24 protein-coding genes and 1 tRNA gene are annotated in these 20,876 nt (G+C 49.8%); 13 read left to right on the top strand and 12 right to left on the bottom strand.

The features are described 5' to 3' along the window. Nucleotides 1–18 precede the first annotated feature (18 nt). From ACKWMY_RS15065 to ACKWMY_RS15075, 3 genes are all read left to right on the top strand, one after another. Nucleotides 19–1,008, top strand: coding sequence for a type VI immunity family protein (locus tag ACKWMY_RS15065; protein ID WP_409486546.1), 990 nt, complete (start codon nt 19–21; stop codon nt 1,006–1,008). A gap of 213 nt (nt 1,009–1,221) precedes the next feature. Beyond that, nucleotides 1,222–1,836 carry a hypothetical protein gene (locus ACKWMY_RS15070; protein WP_409486547.1) on the top strand — a complete coding sequence of 205 codons (615 nt, stop codon included), beginning with the start codon at nt 1,222–1,224 and terminating at the stop codon, nt 1,834–1,836. A gap of 276 nt (nt 1,837–2,112) precedes the next feature. Continuing rightward, nucleotides 2,113–2,352, top strand: coding sequence for a hypothetical protein (locus tag ACKWMY_RS15075; protein WP_409486548.1), 240 nt, complete (start codon nt 2,113–2,115; stop codon nt 2,350–2,352). A gap of 271 nt (nt 2,353–2,623) precedes the next feature. On the opposite strand, the gene ACKWMY_RS15080 is transcribed toward ACKWMY_RS15075, so the two are convergent. The 12 genes from ACKWMY_RS15080 to ACKWMY_RS15135 all read right to left on the bottom strand — a co-directional run bounded on the left by ACKWMY_RS15080 (nt 2,624) and on the right by ACKWMY_RS15135 (nt 12,709). Next, entirely contained in the window at nt 2,624–3,103 is a 480-nt protein-coding gene (locus ACKWMY_RS15080; RefSeq protein ID WP_409486549.1) for a DUF4234 domain-containing protein, read from the bottom strand. 34 nt (nt 3,104–3,137) lie between these two features. Then, nucleotides 3,138–3,584: a hypothetical protein gene (locus ACKWMY_RS15085; RefSeq protein WP_409486550.1), complete on the bottom strand. Its 447-nt coding sequence runs from the start codon at nt 3,582–3,584 to the stop codon at nt 3,138–3,140. 41 nt (nt 3,585–3,625) lie between these two features. Beyond that, entirely contained in the window at nt 3,626–4,024 is a 399-nt protein-coding gene (locus ACKWMY_RS15090) for a hypothetical protein (RefSeq protein ID WP_409486551.1), read from the bottom strand. Nucleotides 4,025–5,266: 1,242 nt separating this feature from the next. Beyond that, nucleotides 5,267–6,454 (bottom strand): tyrosine-type recombinase/integrase, encoded by a 1,188-nt coding sequence (locus ACKWMY_RS15095; protein WP_409486552.1) that lies wholly within the window; start codon nt 6,452–6,454, stop codon nt 5,267–5,269. Nucleotides 6,455–6,630: 176 nt separating this feature from the next. Then, nucleotides 6,631–6,705, bottom strand: a tRNA-Arg gene (locus ACKWMY_RS15100). A gap of 237 nt (nt 6,706–6,942) precedes the next feature. Continuing rightward, nucleotides 6,943–7,995, bottom strand: a complete 1,053-nt coding sequence (locus ACKWMY_RS15105; RefSeq protein ID WP_409486553.1) for a tyrosine-protein phosphatase — start codon at nt 7,993–7,995, stop codon at nt 6,943–6,945. 11 nt (nt 7,996–8,006) lie between these two features. Beyond that, nucleotides 8,007–8,858 carry a PTS system mannose/fructose/sorbose family transporter subunit IID gene (locus tag ACKWMY_RS15110; RefSeq protein ID WP_074030642.1) on the bottom strand — a complete coding sequence of 284 codons (852 nt, stop codon included), beginning with the start codon at nt 8,856–8,858 and terminating at the stop codon, nt 8,007–8,009. Next, nucleotides 8,855–9,643 carry a PTS mannose/fructose/sorbose/N-acetylgalactosamine transporter subunit IIC gene (locus ACKWMY_RS15115; RefSeq protein ID WP_071684095.1) on the bottom strand — a complete coding sequence of 263 codons (789 nt, stop codon included), beginning with the start codon at nt 9,641–9,643 and terminating at the stop codon, nt 8,855–8,857. Before ACKWMY_RS15115 ends, ACKWMY_RS15110 begins: the two co-directional genes overlap by 4 nt. A gap of 38 nt (nt 9,644–9,681) precedes the next feature. Next, nucleotides 9,682–10,155 (bottom strand): PTS system mannose/fructose/N-acetylgalactosamine-transporter subunit IIB, encoded by a 474-nt coding sequence (locus ACKWMY_RS15120; RefSeq protein ID WP_024485100.1) that lies wholly within the window; start codon nt 10,153–10,155, stop codon nt 9,682–9,684. Nucleotides 10,156–10,166: 11 nt separating this feature from the next. Next, nucleotides 10,167–10,598 carry a PTS sugar transporter subunit IIA gene (locus ACKWMY_RS15125; protein ID WP_074030643.1) on the bottom strand — a complete coding sequence of 144 codons (432 nt, stop codon included), beginning with the start codon at nt 10,596–10,598 and terminating at the stop codon, nt 10,167–10,169. 225 nt (nt 10,599–10,823) lie between these two features. Beyond that, nucleotides 10,824–11,675: a MurR/RpiR family transcriptional regulator gene (locus ACKWMY_RS15130; RefSeq protein ID WP_409486554.1), complete on the bottom strand. Its 852-nt coding sequence runs from the start codon at nt 11,673–11,675 to the stop codon at nt 10,824–10,826. 95 nt (nt 11,676–11,770) lie between these two features. Further along, nucleotides 11,771–12,709, bottom strand: coding sequence for a formate/nitrite transporter family protein (locus ACKWMY_RS15135; protein WP_409486555.1), 939 nt, complete (start codon nt 12,707–12,709; stop codon nt 11,771–11,773). A gap of 236 nt (nt 12,710–12,945) precedes the next feature. Between ACKWMY_RS15135 and ccmA the strand changes: the two genes are divergently transcribed. From ccmA to mlaA, 10 genes are all read left to right on the top strand, one after another. Further along, nucleotides 12,946–13,578, top strand: a complete 633-nt coding sequence (ccmA, locus tag ACKWMY_RS15140; RefSeq protein WP_409486556.1) for a cytochrome c biogenesis heme-transporting ATPase CcmA — start codon at nt 12,946–12,948, stop codon at nt 13,576–13,578. Continuing rightward, a complete protein-coding gene (gene ccmB / locus ACKWMY_RS15145) occupies nt 13,578–14,237 on the top strand; it encodes a heme exporter protein CcmB (RefSeq protein ID WP_021806074.1) in 660 nt (219 codons plus the stop codon). Before ccmA ends, ccmB begins: the two co-directional genes overlap by 1 nt. A gap of 116 nt (nt 14,238–14,353) precedes the next feature. Continuing rightward, nucleotides 14,354–15,091, top strand: a complete 738-nt coding sequence (locus tag ACKWMY_RS15150; protein WP_024485095.1) for a heme ABC transporter permease — start codon at nt 14,354–14,356, stop codon at nt 15,089–15,091. Further along, nucleotides 15,088–15,339: a heme exporter protein CcmD gene (gene ccmD / locus ACKWMY_RS15155; RefSeq protein WP_074030647.1), complete on the top strand. Its 252-nt coding sequence runs from the start codon at nt 15,088–15,090 to the stop codon at nt 15,337–15,339. Before ACKWMY_RS15150 ends, ccmD begins: the two co-directional genes overlap by 4 nt. Continuing rightward, the gene (gene ccmE / locus ACKWMY_RS15160) at nt 15,336–15,830 is read left to right on the top strand and encodes a cytochrome c maturation protein CcmE (RefSeq protein WP_024529171.1); all 495 of its coding nucleotides are present in this window, start codon (nt 15,336–15,338) and stop codon (nt 15,828–15,830) included. Before ccmD ends, ccmE begins: the two co-directional genes overlap by 4 nt. Beyond that, nucleotides 15,827–17,797 (top strand): heme lyase CcmF/NrfE family subunit, encoded by a 1,971-nt coding sequence (locus ACKWMY_RS15165; protein ID WP_074030649.1) that lies wholly within the window; start codon nt 15,827–15,829, stop codon nt 17,795–17,797. The genes ccmE and ACKWMY_RS15165 overlap by 4 nt, the downstream gene beginning before the upstream one ends. Beyond that, complete coding sequence (locus ACKWMY_RS15170) at nt 17,794–18,345, top strand: DsbE family thiol:disulfide interchange protein (protein WP_409486557.1); 552 nt, start codon at nt 17,794–17,796, stop codon at nt 18,343–18,345. Before ACKWMY_RS15165 ends, ACKWMY_RS15170 begins: the two co-directional genes overlap by 4 nt. Then, on the top strand, nt 18,342–18,809 hold the full coding sequence (locus ACKWMY_RS15175) for a cytochrome c-type biogenesis protein CcmH (protein ID WP_074030651.1): 468 nt from the start codon (nt 18,342–18,344) through the stop codon (nt 18,807–18,809). The genes ACKWMY_RS15170 and ACKWMY_RS15175 overlap by 4 nt, the downstream gene beginning before the upstream one ends. Beyond that, nucleotides 18,809–20,023: a c-type cytochrome biogenesis protein CcmI gene (gene ccmI / locus ACKWMY_RS15180; protein ID WP_409486558.1), complete on the top strand. Its 1,215-nt coding sequence runs from the start codon at nt 18,809–18,811 to the stop codon at nt 20,021–20,023. The genes ACKWMY_RS15175 and ccmI overlap by 1 nt, the downstream gene beginning before the upstream one ends. Nucleotides 20,024–20,057: 34 nt before the next feature. Then, on the top strand, nt 20,058–20,819 hold the full coding sequence (gene mlaA, locus ACKWMY_RS15185) for a phospholipid-binding lipoprotein MlaA (protein ID WP_024529166.1): 762 nt from the start codon (nt 20,058–20,060) through the stop codon (nt 20,817–20,819). Nucleotides 20,820–20,876 lie beyond the last annotated feature (57 nt).

Below are 20,876 nucleotides of genomic sequence, written 5' to 3' on the forward strand. Positions count from 1 at the left end.
CAACCAAGGAGACAACGAATGACAGAGAATACATCAGAATTAGTCTTACCCGATTTGTCCAATATAGGTCAGTTGGACCAGTTACTTATCACCTCCCCCAAAGGAAGTATTCAGGGACGGATTGTTCTGGGCTGTGAACTGTATTTTGCACCACCGGATGACTATCCAGCCTTCTTTGCTGATTTGATTTGGGCGGTTGGGGATTACTACGCCCGATACGGTGAGTTTGTGAACCACTATGCGCTACCGAACGAAGCGGGCAGTGGCAAGATTAACGGCGATCCAATGCCGAAATTTTGGCAGGCGGTGGCTAATCAGGATCCGGATGAAGGTATGGGCGGGTTGCTCTGGCGGCAAGAGCAACCGGGCTATCACGCCACTTCATGGCAGGTTGACGTGGTGGGATTGGCACCACGTAAGAAGAGGCTATCATCACTGTTTGCCTCGATGTCGGTTGGTAAAGGAGAGGACGGTAACCGCTTTAGCGAACTGGCGGATTTAGTGTTGGCCTGGTGTGAGCGGTTACAACCGGTGCACGGTTCTGCGGGTTTTTGTTTTGGCTACCCTGTGGGGTTGAAACCAGATCCTCAATATACCTGGGCACTGCTCCAACGCTGCCCAGGCATTGATCACAGCGATACTGTAATGTTTTCTGTTAAGGCTAAGCAAACCTATAACCGAATTAAAGGGGTTAACTGGTTAACCGTATTAAGCGATCCTATCGTGGCGGAATTAGGCGGTCTTGCGGCAATCCAGATGCAGTTGGCGGATAAGTGCCGGATTAAAACCTACCGGGGCGGAATTATTATTATTGCCGGTCCGGTGCCGCAGTTGGGTGACCGTTATATTAACTTTATTCCCACCCGTTATCAGGCCGCTGCCAAAGTGACCCGTCCCGTCCGTTTTGAAGACTATCAGCGTCCCTTCGTGGAGTTACCCGAACCGTTCGATGAAGATATGGAGAGCATGAAATGGATCCGGCGTTTTGACGTTGATGAGGGGCAGTGAAGCTGCAAAAGACATACACTCAACAAGTGATGCGGATAGCGCAACGCTGATGTAATGCCGGTCACGCGCTGTATGTTTAATGCGTTGTTCATTGAGTGAAATCCCCGCGCTTTTGATGCGGGGATATCATGGTTAGAGTTGGCGTAAAGCGCCTATTTGTGCTACTTAACCGGCCAGAAATGCAGAGAGTCACTGATGTTACAGGGAGTTCGGATGAATAAAGAAAGGGGGGAAATAGTTAGCAGGAATAGCAGAACTGCATGGACAATCGACGAGATACGTGTTGTTGAGCAGCACTACGGGACGTTATCTGTCGCAGAAATCGGGAAGTTGTTGGGACGAACTCGGTCATCCGTAAGAAGTATGGCTAACCGGCTGAAATGTTGTGCCGAGTACGACCTCTGGAGTGATGCCGAGGTGGATATCCTCCGGACGCACTATGCTGCCGGTGCCGATATTGGGACGCTGCTGGCAATGTTACCCCGCCGCACGAAGGCGGGTATTAGGTCAAAGGTGGATACTCTGGGGATTATCCGGCGGCGGTGGCGTGAGGATGAAAACCATATCCTGCGGAAGTATTATCTTCTGGAAGGTATTGCCACTGCCGTGAGGTTGCCGGGGAGAACGGCATCAGCCATCAGAAACCAGGCTTACGCACTGGGGCTCTATCGTCCGAGAAGAATAAAGTGGAGTGAAGAGGAGTGGGTGCTGCTTGAGAAAAACCAGCATCTAGATCTGTCTGAACTGCATAAATTATTTCCAGGGCGAAGTCCCCAGGCAGTATGCCATGCTCGCATAAGATTAAAGCAGTCGCAGGGGACGGATTAAAATATGATGGCCTGATCGCTGATGTCCAGGACACTCATGAGTCATTTTTTAGCATTGTGCGTGCGTTTTTAATTGTTCACCAGGGAAGAAAGATGATGTGTTTAAGGAAGTTTCCGGGTTTGGTTTCTGATAATATTGCCGAAAAACTGGAGCCTGTGGTGGCTGCGTAAACCGATCTCCCTAATAGTAATGCGCAATAATCCTTTTTAGATGTTTGAGTGTATTGGTTGGTTCGTATCGAGTAAGTTATTCTTTCACTAACAACGGAGATAAATAATGAAAAAAGTCGTCATTACCGGATTTATAGCCTATAGCCTGATGGCAATGATTTTTTTTCATCTTTTGTGGGATTCGCTCCTGTTTCGCTATCAGTTTTCGGAGATCACATCCGTCAAGATAACTCTTGGTTACAGTACGGGGAGCCTGTTGGTTATTGGTGGCGTATGCACCATTACTGCTATCATTATTTTCATTCGCAGATTATTCAGAAGCGATAAGCAGATCTATGATTATTAATATACCCTATGGACAGGATAATGAGTTCTGGCGGAACATTCAAGACCAACCTTGTGCCAGATACCATCACTAGCATCAGAACCCGTTTTTCCAGGGTTAGTACGAGGACCAGGAAAGCGGGCTGTATTACAACCTGAACCGGTATTATGATCCGGGGATTGGGCGGTATCTGACGGATAACTCGAAAAGTTTTGTCGAAGGGGAATATAAAAATAAAAATACAATCAATAAGTCACCTGCCTTGTTGGCCGGTGACTTATTGTAAGAGGTATTAGCTTTTTTGTTGACTGAAGATTATTTTGTGCTTTTGCAGTTCAGACTCCATATCGTTGATGCAATAGACAATATAGTAAACATTAAAGATGAAGGTATAAAATGGATTCATCTTCAGTTCAAATTTAAACTCATTTAAAGCGTAAGCCTGTAATGCTGTCTTAGCCTTAAATGCCCAGACGATTAGCATAATCCCAGATGCCAATGATAATATCCTTGCCATAAGGTCAAAAATAGTGGCATCATAGCTGTTAATTGCTATACCGACATCGGATAACAACCAGCCTAGGCCGGTGACAACTGCAAGCCACAACGGATAATCTTTTGCAATAAAATCGTTTTTCAGTTCTTCCGTCATCTTTCTTTGATTCAGGTATAACCACATCATGGGATAGATGCCACCTGTCGCTATCGTCAATAATACAAAATTCAAGGTTTTTGTATTCAACATATTCTTTAGGGTATTGATATCTTTCATGAGCAAGTCCTTATGTTAATCTCTAAATTATTAATTAGTTGGCATCAGGAATGTATGAGTTTGAAATACTATTGTATACAGTGTTTTTGTCTATTTTAATGCTGGCTTTTGGCATTGTTGTCTGAACATCTCCTTTGAAAACATTTACTGTATATTCTTCAAGGTTTTTGTCAGCGGAGTAAGCATACCCGACTGCGTAAGTAAATGCTCCGTTAGGGATATAAAGCATTTCTTCTCTATAGTCGCTTCCATTCAATACACTTTTAGTGACATCAGATTTGTTTTTGACTAACATAATCTCGGGTTTATTACCAATAGGACCAAACTGATAAGAGATCTTATCTCCCTGATCGCAAACTTGAACCTCTTTGGTATGCTTGGTATTCATTCCATAATAAATGGTCTTATTATCATCGCATTGAGACGCTGCAAAGGCTGAAAGTGAAAAGATCGTTAGTACAAAAGCGGTAATGTATTTCATGATGGTTCCTTATTATTAATAGTGGTTCTTATTACATGGGGTTAAATATCAATATCGATAATTTTGTATTGATACTCACTTTTTTCTTTATCAGTCCAGGCAATTTGATAGATGAAATCATAAGTTTCAATATCTGAGCCAGCACGCATAGTTAATGCACCACTGCACTGCCTTAACCCAGCTTTTTCATCATACAAACTTTCTTCAACCTCAGAAATGGTCGTTTTTGGATTGATGATGCTGGTGTCAGCTTTGACTAAATAACTATTGACAAGATCAGGTAATCTTTTGTTGATTAATTCACTATTATTACATTTTGGTAATTCTCCTGAGTCATTCCATCCTTTTATAAAATTAAAAGCACAGAATAGAACAAAAACACCGATAAAAACAATTTTATATTTAATCAAAAAATTTCTGATGACTTCCTTATTACCCATGATGATTCTCCATTATTAATCTTGGTAACTAATCAATGCTGTTTTACACCAGTAATTCCGTTTTAATTTAATGCATTTAAAAACTCAATTATTTATCTTTATCATATCAACGAATTTTTACTCTTTTCGTTTCTGGCTGTTTGCTTTATTTATTGCGTTAGGTAAGTTTTTTATAAAGAAAATAATGAAGCTAAAAACTCCGCTAAAGATTGCCTTGATAATTTTAGGGAATTTAAGCGCTAACGGAATGGCAATGAGAAAAAACAAAATAATAATAATTACCTGCATAAATATAACCTCTAATATAGTTAAAAGAGTTATCCGCTCTGCGGATAACTCTATCTGTAAGTATCATGTTCATTATGAAATGATTGTTTAATCAACTACGATAATGACTCTCTTTGTTTTCTTCGCATCCATTTATTATAGTAATCTGAATGGTCTTCATCCCTTCCGCCAGTTTCCTGGATCCAGTCTTCATACTCAGGGCTATCTTCAAAACGTTCGGACATTTTTGCCTCCATTCAATAGTGTTTACTAAAAACAGGCACCACAGTGTGGTTAGCTGAGTTTTCAGGGACCTATGTTCAACAAATAGACTAAACGAACTTCACTGATATCTGAAATCGTTAAAACCGATCGAAGTAGCGAAACTGATCTGTGAAACCTATTGATTATAACGATCGATATTTTATATTTGATAGTCTTTTGCTATCAATGATCGACTAACGATCGTTGCATCAGATCAATCAAAGGAGGGGGCGACATTGAGTAGTACGATGAGATAGATCCCAACCGTATGTATTGATTGATATAAGGCCTCAGTAACTTTGGCCTGTTGACGAGGAATACCACTAAGCATCAATCGAAGGTATGGTCACAGTTCCGACATTCAAACCGGTCGAACAGAACCCCGTCCATTGCAGACCCCGTCACAGCGCCTGCTGTAGCACCAGCGACAAACCGTCCCAGCAATGAACCAATAACGGCCCCTGCTGCTGTTCCCACGATAGGGACAACAGAGCCCATTGCTGCTCCAGCGCTAGCGCCACTGAGTGCTCCCGCTACACCACCGGCTATACCTCCTGTAGTCCTGCCAATATGGCGTTCGCTGATACGTTCAGAGCCGCATTCCGGGCATATCGTTGTCATTTCTGTATTCTCCTTTTTTCAGTACATTAAAAAGCAAAAAGGCACCGGCTCATTAACGAGCGGATGCCTTCTCTATGGAATTACGTTTGTCTATTTGTCAGTGATGCCAGCCAGCGAGTCGATGTAGTCAGCATACCACTGCATCATTTCTTTACGTCCATCAAGATACTGGGCGTGGTTGTACGTACCACGAATGGAATTTTTGTCCACATGAGCTAATTGAGTTTCAATCCACGCAGAATTAAATCCTTTCTCATGTAAAATAGTGCTCATTGTGTGCCGGAAGCCGTGACCAGTAGCTCTGCCGTCATAACCTAGCCGTTTCAAGACCATGTTGATGCTAGCTTCGCTCATGGGCTTGTTCACATCATTTCGCCCGGCAAAAACCAGTTTGTAGTTGCTCGAGATTTTTTCTAGTTGACGAAGTGCATCCACAGCCTGACAGGATAACGGTACCAGATGCGTTCTCTTCATCTTCATACGTGATTTTGGGATCTCCCAAATGCTGTTGTCAAAATCGATTTCGCTCCACTGAGCCATACGTAGTTCGACTGTTCTTAAACCTGTTAACATTAGCAAACGAGTAGCTAACTGAGTCGTCATACTTCCAGTGTAAAGCGTCAGTTTATTCAGAAACTCGGGTAGTTCTGAAACAGAAAGAAAAGGATAGTTTTGTTTTTGGTATCCTTGTAAAGCACTAGCGAGGTCTGGAGCAGGGTTGTATTCAGCTCGACCAGTTACAATCGCATAACGAAAAACTTCACCACATCGTTGGCGTACTTTATTGGCTAGTTCTGGAGCTCCACGCTTCTCGATCCGTTGTAGCAATGATAGAAGTTCAAGGGGTTTTATTTCATTGATTGGTCGAGAGCCGATATGTGGGAAAACATTATTTTTAAATGCTCTACTGACATAATCGGCGTAGTTTTTTGACCAACTAGGAACCTTTGAGGTATACCATTCAGTGGCAATAGATTCAAAAGTGTTTTCAACGGAGCGCTTCTTTGCTAGTTGGTCCAATTTTTTCACTTCACCAGGATCGTTTCCTGCGGCTAACAACTTTCTTGCCTCTTCACGTTTGGTGCGTGCGTCAGCAAGAGAAACATCAGGATAGATCCCAAATGAAAGCTTTTTCTCTTTACCAGCAAATCGATACTTCATTCGCCAGTATTTAGAGCCATTGGCATTGATTTGTAGGTAAAGCCCACCACCATCAGCGAGCTTATAGATTTTCTCTTTTGGCTTTGCGGTATCAATCTGCCGAGCATTGAGTGGCATTTTGGGGGCCTCATTTATTGTTGAACATAGTAAGCCCCCAAATAGGCCCCCGAACAGTTGTTGATTTCAGTTGAACGGGGTAGACGTCTGTTGATGTCAATATGCCTGCATGGTAGGTTTATAATTGATTATACGGGGTTTTTGTTGATTTAGGTAGAGTTCAGGAGATATACATTTGGTGTCCCCTGCAGGAATCGAACCTGCAACTAGCCCTTAGGAGGGGCTCGTTATATCCATTTAACTAAGGGGACACAGCGCGCGCAGTATACCCATTTTTACGCTTGGGTTTAAGAGGTTATTGGCCTGATCGTCTGAAATGTAACCGGTTTTCTCTGTTTTTAGCCCATTTATTGCCGTTAGCCGCCCATCAGTGAGCATTGATGGCAGGAGTCAGTCGCTTTGGTGAAGGGCGAGCGGCAGGAACGAGGCATGTCACAGTGCCCCACAGCTGCCGCCGTGGTATCAAGAAGTTGTCTGGTTCTAAGGGGTTAAATTAAAAAGTTTTGCTGCATCTTGCTAAAGTCGGCGTCGGTAAAGCCTAATTCCTGCTTGATGTAACCCGCAACGCTACCAGATTGTTGTTTCATAGTGTTGAACACCTCAACAATAAAGGATTCCCGCGTATCAATCAGCGTATGCAGGTAATCAAGCACATTTTGGTCGTCGGTTATTTTACGGTAGGCAGCCATTTTTACCTCGTTGCGCTCCATCCGGTTGGCCTGGGTTAGCAGGTAATCGGCAATAATGTCATCCTCTGAAACCCCCAGCATGGATAAAACCAATAAAGCGCCATAGCCCGTGCGGTCTTTGCCCCCACGGCAGTGCTGAATATGTGGGCTGTTGTCTTTATCTAACAACACCTCAATCATGGCCTTAAACGCTGTTTTAGACTTGTCACTGGTCACGAAGTGTCTGTATTGTTCTAAAACCTGTGCGCCTTGCCCATTGATCAGTTCTGCAGGGATATCACGCATAACGCTTTCGATCAGCATACGATCTTCGTCACTGGGCTCGGCGGAAAACTGGGCCGCCAGCTCTGCGGTTTGTGCCGCTGCATCCAGATGATAGGTTCTTTTCTCACCAACAGCGTCGTTGGGGCTTTTGGCAATCTCATTGGCACTGCGGTAATCAATAATGGTCTGAATCTGCAACGATTCGATGTATGCCACGGCCTGTGGGCTGAGGTGGTATAAATGGTTCGAGCGGTACAACATTCCCCATTTTACTTGTTTGCCACCGGCACCCACGTAGCCGCCAAAATCCCGGAAGTTATTTAATCCGCCAACGGGAAGGGTTCTTTCTGCGCTAAGAAAAGTTTGGCCTCCCTGCTCGATAATAAAATAAACGCGCTGTTCGGCCTTTAACGGATCGTCCAATAAATAGGGACTAGAGGCATTGCCCGTAATTAAATAGCGTTCCTGACTGTTGGCGTCATTATCTTTTGTCCAGTATAGCGACACCGGGCCTGCATCTGAATTAAAGCTTATCTCGAGTTGGGTCTTGTTTTTTCTGCTGACGGATAACCGAATCTTCGAATTCATCACTATTCCCTTTAACTTAAAATGCCAAACATGGAGCAAATGACGCCGAACACCATCATTGCAATGATGAGTGACACCGTATATTTTCCTTTAAACTTTTTGACCAGGAAGAATATGCCCAAGGAGAACAGTAACGTCAGCAAGTTAGGCGCAACCTTGTCAAACATCTCCTGGACTTTTATCGACTGCTCGCCAACCGCGATCACCAAGGGGGTCGATATCTTGACGGTGGTGGCTATTAGCGATCCTAGCACCATCACTCCCACCACGTTGGCCACGTTTGAGATGCGTTGAATGATGTTGGAGTTTTTCGATTGCTCGATTAAATCCACGCCCTTGTTGTAGCCATAATGGATAAAGAAATATTTCGAGCCGATGTTGACCAGGTTAAAGAGAATAAACATCAGTATCGGGCCGATAAGATTACCCTGCAGGGCAAATGCGGCACCGATACTGCCGCAGATCGGCAGCCAGGTGAATTTCAACAGGCTATCGCCTAAACCGGCCAGCGGGCCCATTAAACCGGCCTTAACAGAAACTACTGCTTCTTTCTCTTCTTCTGTGGTTTTTTCTTCCAGCGCGGCGGTAACGCCCAAAATCAGTGCGCCAGTGTTAATCTGTGAATTGTAGAATTCCAGGTGCCGCTTCATGGCCCGTACGCGCGTTTCTTTATCGGCATCGGCGTACAACTTGTCGAGCACCGGGATCATGCAATGCGCAAAGCCAATAGTTTGCAGCTTCTCATAGTTATATGAGAATGACATGGTCTGAATATTCCAGAAAATACGGTTTAAATCGGCCTTGGTCAGCTTTTTTTCCTGAGTGGTGGGGCTCACACCATGATATGAAATTGTCTCGTTCATAAGTCATACTCTTCTTCAGTGTCCGTTGCGGTCGCTTTGCTCTTTTCTGGTGCCGGAGTATTCATGCCGTTGGTATAAGCCATGTCATAAAGCACGGCAAAGGCCAGGGCGATAAAGGTAATCGGAATAATCGGCAGCTTTAAATAGGTGGTCAGAATAAAGCCTAGCAGGAAGAAGAACCACATCCGGCCCTTTAACAGCATCAGCAATAAGATACATACGCCGATGGCTGGGATCATTTTAGACGCCACGCCCATGCCGGTTAAAATGCTGGCCGGTATGGCTTCTAACACTTTGCTGACCAGGTCCCCACCAAAGTAGATTGCCAGGAAGCAGGGAACGGCACGGATCAAGAACCACAGCGGCGTCGAGAAATAGTGGACCTTGACCAGGCCTTGATAGTCCCCCGATTGAATGGATTTCTCCGCCCAGACGTTTAAGAAGCTGGCAAAAGAGCGCCAGACGATCAGCAGTTGCTGGCAAAGAATAGAGACCGGAACTGCCAGCGCGATACCCGCGGCAATACCGCCTTTGGAGGCGATACCCAAAGCGACACCGATGATCGATCCCGCAATGATATCGGGAGCAGAGTAGGCGCCTACGTTACCGATGCCCATCCACATCAGTTCAAGCGTGGCGCTGATCGCCAACCCCTGAACCATGTCCCCCATGATGATGCCCGCTACCGTGCCGGTTAACAACGGCCGCCGCAGCATTTGTGGCCCTACGTCATCCATTGAGCAGATACCTGCCCAAATGGCCACCAAGATTGCTTCCATTAACATCGTTGTATCCCCCAGCGATTACGTAAAAAGTTACCTAATCAATCGATCAATGTTTTCAGTTCCACAATGGGATCTTTCGGCACCATTTGTATTTCTACCGCAATATTTTTGGCAATCAGTGATTTAAACGCCTGCTCTTCTTCTGGTGTTACCGCAACGGCCCGCGAAAGGCTCTTTCTGCCTTCCTGCATTCTCATGCCACCCACGTTCAGCTTGTCAATTTTCAGCCCACCTTCTACCAGCGCGTGGACATCGACACTGTTGGTAAACAGCAGCATGGTGCGTCTTTTAATTTCTGCCTTTTTCAGTACATCGATAAACTTCTGTACGCCAAATACCTGAACCTTTAATTCAGGCGGTGCTGACATGGTGATCACCGATTGCTGAACGCTATCACCGGCAACCTTGTCATTAATAATCAGGATCTGTTCAATATCATGGTTTTTAACCCATGTGGTGATCACCTGGCCGTGAATAAGGCGGTCATCAATTCTGGCTAAATTAATTGGCATGGTATCTTTCCTTAAAGTTCGGTTGACTGTTCCCGCTCGGCTTGTAAGGCCTTCCCAACGTTGAAGCAACTATTTGGAAAAACCTCCTCGATAACGGTTCCAATCTCATTTAATGGCAACTCGCGATTGCTGAAAACTTCAAGCAGGGTCGGAATATTAAAACCGCAGAATAACAACACGTCATCATGGGTTAACAACAGCTCGCAAGACAAATTACACGGCGAGCCACCCATCATATCCACCAGGATCACCACTCCATTGCCCTGGTTAATCGATTTATAGGTGTCAAATAGCGTGACGCGCGCATCACTGATATTGGTGTCTTCCTGAATGGAGACCACCGCAACGTTTTCTTGCTTACCGATCAGCATCTCGGCACAGGTCAGCGCACCTTGGGCAAAGGGGCCGTGGCTCACTAATATGACAGGGATCTCAGCTTGCATCGTCTCTCCTGGATAATCCTTTGTGTAACATTATTACTTTGTGTGTTTTATTTTTTAGTAATACTATTACCTTCGAATTGAAATGGACACCATGAGAAGTGGATTTTCTGCGTTCTGAGAAGCCGATCACTCTTTAGTAGCTAGGCATGCATAGGCTTGAGGCGGTAATGGAGGGCATAGCTAGAAGTGGCTAGGGCGCAGCATTGAGCGCCCCCAGCGGCCTGGTTAAGGCTTGTTGTTTTGGTTGTAAAAACGTTCTGCGCGGGTTTGGGTTTGCTTTAATAAACGCTCGTCGTACTGCTGGATAAACAGGTTAGTCACCAACATATTAATCACCGAAAGCTGTGAAATCTTGGAGCGGATAGGGATCAGGCGGGAAACGCTTTCCGTGGAAATGGTGTGCAATAACACATCGGCCAAGCCAGAGATGCGGCTTTGTCCCATTTTGGTGATGGCGATAGAAGGGACACCCAACTGCTGTGCCAGGGTCAGCAACTTGACGCCATCCTGATTTTCACCGGAGTGGGAGATAATGATCAGCAGATCGTGTTTATCCAGGGTATTGACGATGCTAAATTGAATGCTGTAGTCCAGGTGGCAGCTCACGTCTTTCTTTATCTTGATCAACTGGTATTCGAGCTCTTTACCTACCAGTCCGCTACTGCCTGCTCCGTAGATCACCACTTTATTGCTATTTCTGATGAGCTCATTGGCTTTGGCCAACTGCTCGCTATTCATCATGGCGTGGGTTTCATCAATAGAGGAATTTTCTATCAGGTGAATTTTACCGTTCACCGTTTCTATTGAGTCATCCAGATTAATGTCTTCCTGCAACACATTATCTTGTTTGCTGAAACCCGACGAGGTGATCAAATCGATTTTAAGATCGCTAAATCCTTGATACCCCAGCTTATGGCAGAGACGTAGAATGGTGGTGGTGCTGACGTCGTTAGCTTTTGCCAGCGTCTGGATACTCATATTTTTTAGCGACTGTTTATTCGCAATAATATACTCGGCTACGCCACGTTCTTTCGCCGATAATCCGTTGCTGACTTCTCTAAGTTTTAAGTCGAACATCTAACACCTTTCGCCGGGTAAGAATGTTATTCGTTGTTTATAATACAATTTCGCACCAACCTTATCAAACGGCGAATCGCTGGCGGCAGCAAGTCTTACTGGCGATCCGTATCTTCCTTCGGTTTTTTCTCCCGTTGTGTCTTCAGCCGTTCGGCCTTGGCCTTGTCACTCATATCGTTGCGGATCTGCGCATGGCTGATCAGAGCGAAGATAAAGCTACCGCCGATGATATTGCCCGCCAACGTCGGGATGGCGAACGGGTAGAAGAACTCCTGCCAGGGGAGTGCACCGCTAAACACCAGGTACAGGATTTCGACGGAACCGACCACAATATGGGTAAGGTCGCAAATCGCCACCAGGTAGGTCATCAGCACGATCACCCAGATCTTGGCGGCCCCGGCGGAAGGGAACATCCACACCATCGTGGCGATGATCCAACCCGCCAGGATGCCGTTGGCAAACATCTCTCGCGGGGTGTTATGCATGATTTCCTGCGACAAGTTGGTGAAGGCCGCACGGATATTCTCATCAAAAATAGGCATATGGATAAACGCCAGCGCGGCCAGGCCGGTGCCGAGCAGATTCCCCAACAGCACTATCCCCCATAAGCGGAACAGAATAACGAAGTTCTTCGGCGTCGGTTTATGCATGATGGGCAATACCGCAGTGACGGTGTTTTCAGTAAACAACTGCTGGCGAGCCATGATGACGATGATAAAGCCGAAGGTATAACCGATGTTCTCGACAAAAAACCGGCTTGGGTCATCCGGTAGCCGTGCGTGAAAAATCCCTTTTGCTGCCAGGGAAGCCCCCATCGACAAGCCAGCCGCCAAGGCCGAAAGCAATAGCGCCAGCCAGTCACGCTCCAGTTCTTTCTCCCCCTCCATGCGGATTTGTTCATGTACGGCAGCGGCGCGCGAGGGCAGTTTTTGCTCATCGACCTCAATGGTGGATTTGCCCCGATCGTGCTCTTCGCTTTCGACCTTGACGCTGCTTTCATCGCTGTTGGCTTGACGATCTGGTTTTACGCTCAACGGTCATTCTCCTATTGGCTGATAACTAAGCGTAGTTGCTGATGGAGCGAAGGAAAGTGCGCCGGGAAAATGATTAAAAAGTAACGAAATTTTAACGTTGCTGTTTTTTTCTACGCAATTTTGATCTGATGCGCAATATTACCTCTAATGGAGTACATCCAAGCCAGGCTGCGGGCTTCGAGCGCACTGTGGCTTATGCTATGATTCGCTATCCCAAAGAAAAATAAGAGTCCTCCATGCTGGAAGCCAGAAATCTTAGTTGTGTACGAGATGAACGTACTCTGTTTGACAGGTTGAGTTTTTTGGTGAGCCCGGGGGACATTATTCAGGTGGAAGGCCCTAATGGGGCTGGCAAAACCAGCTTGCTGCGCATTTTGGCCGGGTTGGCACAGCCAGACGCGGGTGAAGTGCTGTGGCAGGGTGAAAATACGCGCCATCGCCGTGAGCAATATCATCTGGATCTGCTGTTTCTGGGGCACCAGCCGGGGATTAAATCCATGCTGACCCCGTTTGAGAATTTGCAGTTTTACCAGGTCGTTAGCCAGTCATCCGATCGTCAGGCCATCTGGCAGGCGCTGGAGCAGGTAGGCTTGGTAGGGTACGAGGATGTACCGGTGGCGCAGCTTTCCGCCGGGCAGCAGCGGCGGGTGGCGCTGGCACGGCTCTGGCTCAGCAAATGCCCACTGTGGATCCTGGATGAACCTTTGACGGCCATAGACAAGCAGGGCGTGTTGGAGCTGACCACGCTGTTTGAGCAACATGCACAACAGGGCGGTATGGTGTTGCTAACGACGCATCAAGATTTAACCGGAACACGGCAGGCGGTAAGGAAAATTCGCCTGACACAGACCAGCGCGGAGATCGCCTGATGTTCTTTATCATACTGCGGCGGGAACTGAAAATTGCCTTTCGTAAAGGCTCCGAGATCGTCAACCCGCTGTGGTTCTTCCTGATCGTGATCACGCTGTTTCCGTTGGGCGTTGGGCCAGAACCGCAATTGCTGGCGCGTATTGCGCCGGGGATTATCTGGGTAGCGGCGCTGTTAGCCTCATTGCTTTCACTGGAGCGATTGTTTCGTGATGACTACCTGGATGGCTCATTGGAACAGCTATTGTTATTGCCAACGCAACTGCCAATGACGGTGTTAGGCAAAGTGTGTGCTCACTGGGTGGTGACTGGGTTGCCGTTGTTGATCCTGTCGCCGCTGGTGGCGCTGCTGCTGTCGCTGGATGTGAATACCTGGATGGCGATGGCGCTGACCCTGCTGCTGGGCACCCCAACGCTGAGCCTGATTGGTGCTATCGGTGTGGCGTTGACGGTGGGGCTACGCAAAGGTGGCGTGTTGCTGAGTTTGCTGGTGCTGCCGCTGTATATTCCGGTACTGATATTTGCTACTGCGGCGATAGATGCCGCCTCGATGGGGATGCCGATTGACGGTTACCTGGCCATCCTGGGCGCGATGTTGGCGGGCAGCATCACGCTGGCGCCTTTTGCCACCGCAGCTGCGTTGCGTGTAAGCGTACACTAGCTGGAAATTTAATCGCGGATGAATGCCTGTAAGAGCTTTTCCGTGCGCAAGACTTTCGCCGTTCTGCCATCAGGGAGCGGCTACCGAATGATTTTTTACCGTGAGCAATGACGACAATGTGGAAATGGTTACATCAATTTGCCAGGCCGGAACGGCTGTACCATGTCTGTGGCCGCTTTGTCCCCTGGTTGGGGATAGCGGGCGCCATCTGTCTGCTGGTCGGCTGGGTGTGGGGCTTCGGTTTCGCACCTAAAGATTATCAACAGGGTGACAGCTTCCGTATCATGTACATTCATGTTCCGGCGGCCATCTGGTCGATGGGCATTTATGGCTCGATGGCGATAGCGGCGTTTATCGGCCTGGTCTGGCAGATGAAAATGTCCGATACCGTGGTCGCGGCCATGGCTCCGGTCGGCGCGGTGTTCACCTTTATTGCATTGGTCACCGGATCTGCCTGGGGTAAACCGATGTGGGGCACCTGGTGGGTGTGGGACGCACGCCTGACCTCAGAGCTGGTATTGCTGTTCCTTTATATGGGTATCATTGCGCTGTATAACGCTTTCGACGATCGCCGCCTGGCCGGGCGAGCCGCCGGTATTCTGGTGCTGGTGGGGGTGATCAACATTCCGATTATTCACTTCTCGGTCGAATGGTGGAATACCCTCCACCAGGGCTCAACCAATATGCAGCAGAGCATTGCGCCAAGCATGCGTTACCCGCTGCGTTGGGCGATCTTCGGTTACCTATTGTTCTTTATTACGCTGACCTTGATGCGCCTGCGCAACCTGATCCTTTTCCAGGAACGTCAGCGCCCGTGGGTCGCCGAGTTGGTTAACAAGGAGCGTCAGTCATGAATGCTGCATTCAGTTCCTGGCAGGCGTTTTTCGCCATGGGCGGCTACGCGTTTTACGTTTGGTTGGCCGTGGCCGTAACCCTGCTTTCCCTGCTGGGGCTATTGGTCCACACCCTGTGGCAGCGCAAGCAGCTACTGGCTGAAGTCAGCCGCCAAGCGTCACGTGAACGGCGTATCCGCCAGTCACAACAGTCAAAGCAATCCGCAGCCACACCGCAGTCTGTTAACTCGCGGGAGAAATCACAGTGAATCCACGTCGTAAAAGCCGCCTCTATCTGGTCATTGTCGTACTGATTGGCGTCGCGCTGACCGCCACGCTGATGCTGTATGCCTTGCGCTCCAATATCGACCTGTTCTATACCCCAAGCGAGATCCTGCAAGGCAAGGGCGAAAAGCATGAAAAGCCGGAGGTGGGCCAGCGCCTGCGTATCGGTGGCATGGTGATGCCTGGCTCGGTCAAACGCGATCAGCAAAGCCTGCAGGTGAGCTTCAAGGTGTATGACGCCCGCGGGGCCATCGAAGTAACCTACAACGGGATTTTGCCGGATCTGTTCCGTGAGGGGCAGGGCGTAGTGGCACAGGGTGTGTTGGGAGAAGGTAACGTGGTCAATGCGCGCGAAGTATTGGCCAAACACGATGAAAAATATACGCCACCAGAAGTCGCGGATGCCATGAAAGAGAATCATAAAAGCCCGGCCGCTACCTATAGCAATTCGCCGGACGGGGGCAACAAGTCATGATGCCGGAACTTGGAAGTTTTCTGCTGTGCCTGGCGTTGGCGATTTCGTTGCTGCTGAGCATTTATCCGCAATGGGGAGCGGCGCGTCAGGATACGCGCATGATGGCGGTAGCCCGCCCGTTAACCTATGGCATGTTTATCGCCATCGCCCTGGCATTTGCCTGCCTGGTGTATGCGTTTATTACCAATGACTTTACCGTCTCCTATGTAGCAGCCAACTCCAACACCAAGCTACCGGTGTATTACCGCATTGCGGCAACGTGGGGGGCGCATGAAGGTTCCCTGCTGTTGTGGGTGCTACTACTGAGCTGCTGGTCACTGGCGGTTGCCATATGTAGCCGTGCAATGCCGCAGGATGCCGTGGCGCGTGTGTTGTCGGTGATGGGGATGATCACCGCCGGGTTCTTGCTGTTCATCATTATGACCTCCAACCCGTTTACCCGCACCTTGCCGAGTTTCCCGATCGACGGGGGCGACCTTAACCCGCTGTTGCAGGATATCGGGCTGATCTTCCACCCGCCGTTGCTGTATATGGGCTACGTGGGGTTCTCGGTGGCCTTTGCCTTCGCGATTGCCTCACTGATGGCCGGGCGGCTAGATACGGCATGGGCTCGTTGGTCGCGTCCGTGGACTACGGCGGCCTGGGTCTTCCTGACCATGGGCATCGTGTTGGGGTCAGCGTGGGCTTACTATGAGCTGGGCTGGGGCGGCTGGTGGTTCTGGGATCCGGTCGAAAACGCTTCCTTTATGCCATGGCTGGCCGGTACGGCCTTGATGCACTCGCTGGCGGTTACCGAAAAGCGCGGAACCTTCAAAGCCTGGACGGTGCTGCTGGCGATCACGGCCTTCTCCCTGTGTCTGTTGGGCACCTTCCTGGTGCGTTCCGGCGTGCTGGTTTCCGTTCACTCCTTTGCCTCCGATCCGGCGCGCGGGATGTTTATCCTCGCCTATCTGGTGATCGTGATTGGCGGCTCGCTGTTGCTGTATGCCGTGAAGGGCGGGCAGGTGCGTAGCCGGGTGCAGCATGAAACCTTCTCGCGGGAAACCTTCCTGCTGGGCAACAACGTCTTGCTGATCGCTGCCATGCTGGTGGTGTTATTGGGGACCTTGTTGCCGTTGGTGCATAAACAGTTGGGGCTGGGCAGTATTTCCATCGGCGAGCCCTTCTTCAACACCATGTTTACCTGGCTGATGGCACCGCTGGCGCTGTTGCTGGGCATCGGGCCGTTGGTGCGCTGGCGTCGTGACGAACCCACCAAGCTCTGGCGTCGCCTGGGCGTGGCGCTGGTGATCACGCTGGTGTTGTCAATTCTGCTGCCTTGGCTGCTGCAAGACAGTATCGTCGGCATGACGGTGGTCGGGCTGATCATGGCCATCTGGGTGATTTTGCTGACCCTGATGGAGCTGCATGAGCGAGCCACCCATCGCCACGGTTTTTGGCAGGGGCTCAGGCACCTTTCTCGTAGCCATTGGGGCATGGTATTAGGCCATTTGGGCGTGGCGGTCACGGTGATCGGGATCGCTTTCAGCCAAAACTACAGCGTTGAGCGTGATGTCCGCATGAAGGCCGGTGATAGCGTGGAAATTCACGACTATCGCTTCATCTTCCGCGACGTTCACGATATCCGTGGTTCAAACTATACCGGCGGCGTCGGGATTATCGATGTCACCCGCAACGGTAAGGCCGAAGCCACCCTGCATGCGGAAAAACGTTATTACAGCGTGGCGCGCAGCATGATGACGGAAGCCGCCATCGACGGTGGCCTGACGCGCGATCTTTACGCCGCGTTGGGTGAAGAGCTGGACGATGGCTCCTGGGCCGTGCGGCTTTACTACAAACCTTTTGTCCGCTGGATCTGGTTCGGTGGGGTGTTTATGGCGATCGGCGGCGTGTTGTGTATTCTCGATCCGCGCTATCGCATGAGCAAAAAACTCAAACGTGAAGCCAAACAAGGGGAGCAGGCATGAACCGCAAACTGTTATTTATTCCGTTAATCCTGTTCCTGCTGTTAGTGGTGGCCTTGTTGGTACAGCTGACGCGTAACGCCGGTGGGGAAGATCCCACCATGCTGGAGTCTGCGCTGATTGGTAAACCGGTGCCGACCTTCAAGCTTGAATCCTTGGATCATCCGGGTAAAACCTTCGATCAGTCGGTGCTGCGCACTGGCAAACCGATATTGCTGAACGTGTGGGCGACCTGGTGCCCTACTTGCCGGGCGGAGCACGAGTATCTGAATACTCTGGCGGCCAAAGGCATTCGCGTAGTGGGGCTAAACTATAAAGACGATCGTCAGAAGGCGGTGGTGTGGCTCAATCAGTTGGGTAACCCTTATGCGCTGAGCCTGTACGACGGCGACGGCATGCTGGGGCTGGATCTCGGCGTGTATGGCGCACCGGAGACCTTCCTGATCGACGGTGAAGGCATAATCCGCTACCGCCACGCCGGGGACATGAACGAGCGTGTCTGGCAGCAGGAAGTGTTACCGCTGTATCGTAAATATGGGGGCGACGCATGAGGCTGATAACCTTACTGGTGGCGGCATTGCTGAGCTGGAGTGCCGCTGCGGCCATTGACACCTACAAATTCAATTCGGTGGAGCAGGAGCAGCAATACCGCGAGTTGACCGAACAGCTGCGCTGCCCTAAATGCCAGAACAACAGCATTGCCGATTCCAACGCCATCATCGCGGCGGACATGCGCACCAAGGTGTATGAGCTGATGATGCAGGGGCAAGACAAGCAGCAGGTCATCGACTATATGGTGGCGCGCTACGGTAATTTTGTGACCTATGAACCCCCGGTGACGCCAGCAACCTTGATCTTGTGGGTCGGGCCGCTGCTGTTTGTGCTGATTGGCGGGGCGGTGGTGATACTGCGTACCCGTCAACGTCGCACGGGCGCAGTCAACGAGGAATTCTCCGAGCAGGAGCAGCAGCGTCTTGCGGCGTTGTTGAAAGAGACTGACAGGAAGAAACCCTAATGGCTTTTTGGCTGATAATTATAGTGCTGTTGGTCGGTGCGAGCGCGTTGCTGGTCGTGCCCGTGATGCGCCAAGGCAAAGAAAGTACGGCGGCCAGCCGCGATACGCTCAATAAGGCGTTCTACCAGGATCGCCTCGACGAGCTGGCACAAGATGAAGATCAAGGGGTGGTTGCGGAACGCCCTGAACTGATCAAAGAGCTGCAACAGAACTTGCTGAACGATATCCCTGGACAACCGGATGAGCAGCCTGCTCGGCCCATCAATCGTTGGGCTCTGGTGCCTGGCGTGATGGTGCTGGTGGTGGTGTCGGTTGGCTTTTATCTGAAAACTGGCGGTTTGGCTCAGGTTATGGCCTGGCATCAGGTAGAATCCCAAATGCCGGAACTGCGTGCGCGGGTGGCCAATGAACGTGCCCAGCCGCTGAGCATGGAGGAGATCGCTCGTCTTGGCTTGGGATTACGCACCTCATTGCAGGATGATGACAGAAATCTGAATGACTGGATGATGCTTGGCCGTGTCGGAATGGCGTTGAATAATGCCACCACCGCGACCCAGGCTTTTGCTCGAGCTTACAGCCTGGATCCGAGCAATATGGAAGTGCGCCTGGGTTATGCCGAAGTGCTGACGCGCTCTGGCGATCCGGAAGACAACAAGCAGGCGACCGCGATGCTGCGCACCATGGTGGCAGAAGATCACACCAACGTGCGCGTACTGAGCCTGCTGGCGTTCAACTCCTTTGAACAGGGCGATTACCAACAGGCGATCGGTGCCTGGCAGGTAATGTTGAAACTGTTACCAGCCGATGACCAGCGTGTTGCAGTGATAAAGCGCAGCATTGAACAAGCAAAAGTTCAGGTGGGCGCAGAAACTGTTAAACTCTCCGTCACTGTCACGCTGTCGCCAGAGGCGGCAAAAGCATTACCACAACAAGGAACGCTGATCGTTTCGGTTACCGATGGAACCAACCCGGTGCCGGTAGCGGTCAAGCAATTGCCACTTAGTCGTTTCCCGCTATCATTCACATTGGATGACAGCAACGCCATGATGCCTGAGCGTCTGCTTTCGGCTCAGCAGAAGGTGAAGGTGCATGTCAGGCTGTCACAGGATGGTCTGGCAACGCCGCAGGCGGGCGACTGGTTTGGCGATAGTACGCTGCAAGCCTATAGCGGCAAGGAGCAGGTCAGCGTTCAGATTGATAAACAGGTTCCCTGATAAAAAGAATCCAAGGGTTTTCATGGAGAAATATATGAACTTTCGCCTGACTGGGCTGGCTTTCGCAACGGTGTTATTGGTAGGCTGTGCCAGCTCGCCTGGTGACGATCCGCAAGGGCGTTCCGACCCTCTTGAAGGGTTTAACCGGGCGATGTTTAACTTCAACTATAACGTGATGGATCCCTACGTGCTGCGCCCGGTCGCGGTGGTATGGCGCGATTACGTCCCGACGCCTGCGCGTAATGGCTTGAGCAACTTTACTTCCAACCTGGAAGAGCCAGCCAGCATGGTGAACGAATTTCTGCGTGGTAACCCTTATCAGGGCATGAAGCACTTCAACCGTTTCTTCCTCAACACCCTGTTGGGGATGGGCGGGTTGATCGACGTGGCCAGTATGGCTAACCCGAAACTGGCGCGTGAAGAACCACGCCGCTTCGGTGGAACCTTGGGGAACTACGGCGTAGGTTACGGCCCGTATGTCCACTTACCGGTTTACGGTAGCTTCACCATCCGTGAAGACGGTGGTGACTGGGCGGATACCGTTTATCCGGTGCTGAGTTACCTCACCTTCTGGATGTCGGCGGGTAAATGGGTAGTGGAAGGGGTTGAAACCCGTGCTCAGCTGCTGGATTCCGATGGGTTGCTGCGCAACTCTTCCGATCCTTATGTGATGGTGCGTGACGCCTACTTCCAACGCCATGACTTCCTGGCGCAGGGCGGGGTGCTCAAGCCGCAGGAGAACCCAAATGCCAAGGCGATCCAGGGCGATCTGGATGAGATCGACTCTGCCAACTAAGGATTAGGTTTTTTTCAACTTATCCTGTGGTGAATGGCGTTTGAAAAAGGATCCTGG

The organism is Serratia sp. J2 (assembly GCF_046269175.1).
Taxonomy (GTDB): Bacteria; Pseudomonadota; Gammaproteobacteria; order Enterobacterales; family Enterobacteriaceae; genus Chania; species Chania fonticola_C.

Coding starts and splice junctions, on each gene's coding strand:
- ACKWMY_RS15065 (WP_409486546.1), top strand. CDS start 19: ATGACAGAGAATACATCAGAATTAGTCTTACCCGATTTGTCCAATATA.
- ACKWMY_RS15070 (WP_409486547.1), top strand. CDS start 1,222: ATGAATAAAGAAAGGGGGGAAATAGTTAGCAGGAATAGCAGAACTGCA.
- ACKWMY_RS15075 (WP_409486548.1), top strand. CDS start 2,113: ATGAAAAAAGTCGTCATTACCGGATTTATAGCCTATAGCCTGATGGCA.
- ACKWMY_RS15080 (WP_409486549.1), bottom strand. CDS start 3,103: ATGAAAGATATCAATACCCTAAAGAATATGTTGAATACAAAAACCTTG.
- ACKWMY_RS15085 (WP_409486550.1), bottom strand. CDS start 3,584: ATGAAATACATTACCGCTTTTGTACTAACGATCTTTTCACTTTCAGCC.
- ACKWMY_RS15090 (WP_409486551.1), bottom strand. CDS start 4,024: ATGGGTAATAAGGAAGTCATCAGAAATTTTTTGATTAAATATAAAATT.
- ACKWMY_RS15095 (WP_409486552.1), bottom strand. CDS start 6,454: ATGCCACTCAATGCTCGGCAGATTGATACCGCAAAGCCAAAAGAGAAA.
- ACKWMY_RS15105 (WP_409486553.1), bottom strand. CDS start 7,995: ATGAATTCGAAGATTCGGTTATCCGTCAGCAGAAAAAACAAGACCCAA.
- ACKWMY_RS15110 (WP_074030642.1), bottom strand. CDS start 8,858: ATGAACGAGACAATTTCATATCATGGTGTGAGCCCCACCACTCAGGAA.
- ACKWMY_RS15115 (WP_071684095.1), bottom strand. CDS start 9,643: ATGTTAATGGAAGCAATCTTGGTGGCCATTTGGGCAGGTATCTGCTCA.
- ACKWMY_RS15120 (WP_024485100.1), bottom strand. CDS start 10,155: ATGCCAATTAATTTAGCCAGAATTGATGACCGCCTTATTCACGGCCAG.
- ACKWMY_RS15125 (WP_074030643.1), bottom strand. CDS start 10,598: ATGCAAGCTGAGATCCCTGTCATATTAGTGAGCCACGGCCCCTTTGCC.
- ACKWMY_RS15130 (WP_409486554.1), bottom strand. CDS start 11,675: ATGTTCGACTTAAAACTTAGAGAAGTCAGCAACGGATTATCGGCGAAA.
- ccmA (WP_409486556.1), top strand. CDS start 12,946: ATGCTGGAAGCCAGAAATCTTAGTTGTGTACGAGATGAACGTACTCTG.
- ccmB (WP_021806074.1), top strand. CDS start 13,578: ATGTTCTTTATCATACTGCGGCGGGAACTGAAAATTGCCTTTCGTAAA.
- ACKWMY_RS15150 (WP_024485095.1), top strand. CDS start 14,354: ATGTGGAAATGGTTACATCAATTTGCCAGGCCGGAACGGCTGTACCAT.
- ccmD (WP_074030647.1), top strand. CDS start 15,088: ATGAATGCTGCATTCAGTTCCTGGCAGGCGTTTTTCGCCATGGGCGGC.
- ACKWMY_RS15165 (WP_074030649.1), top strand. CDS start 15,827: ATGATGCCGGAACTTGGAAGTTTTCTGCTGTGCCTGGCGTTGGCGATT.
- ACKWMY_RS15170 (WP_409486557.1), top strand. CDS start 17,794: ATGAACCGCAAACTGTTATTTATTCCGTTAATCCTGTTCCTGCTGTTA.
- ACKWMY_RS15175 (WP_074030651.1), top strand. CDS start 18,342: ATGAGGCTGATAACCTTACTGGTGGCGGCATTGCTGAGCTGGAGTGCC.
- ccmI (WP_409486558.1), top strand. CDS start 18,809: ATGGCTTTTTGGCTGATAATTATAGTGCTGTTGGTCGGTGCGAGCGCG.
- mlaA (WP_024529166.1), top strand. CDS start 20,058: ATGAACTTTCGCCTGACTGGGCTGGCTTTCGCAACGGTGTTATTGGTA.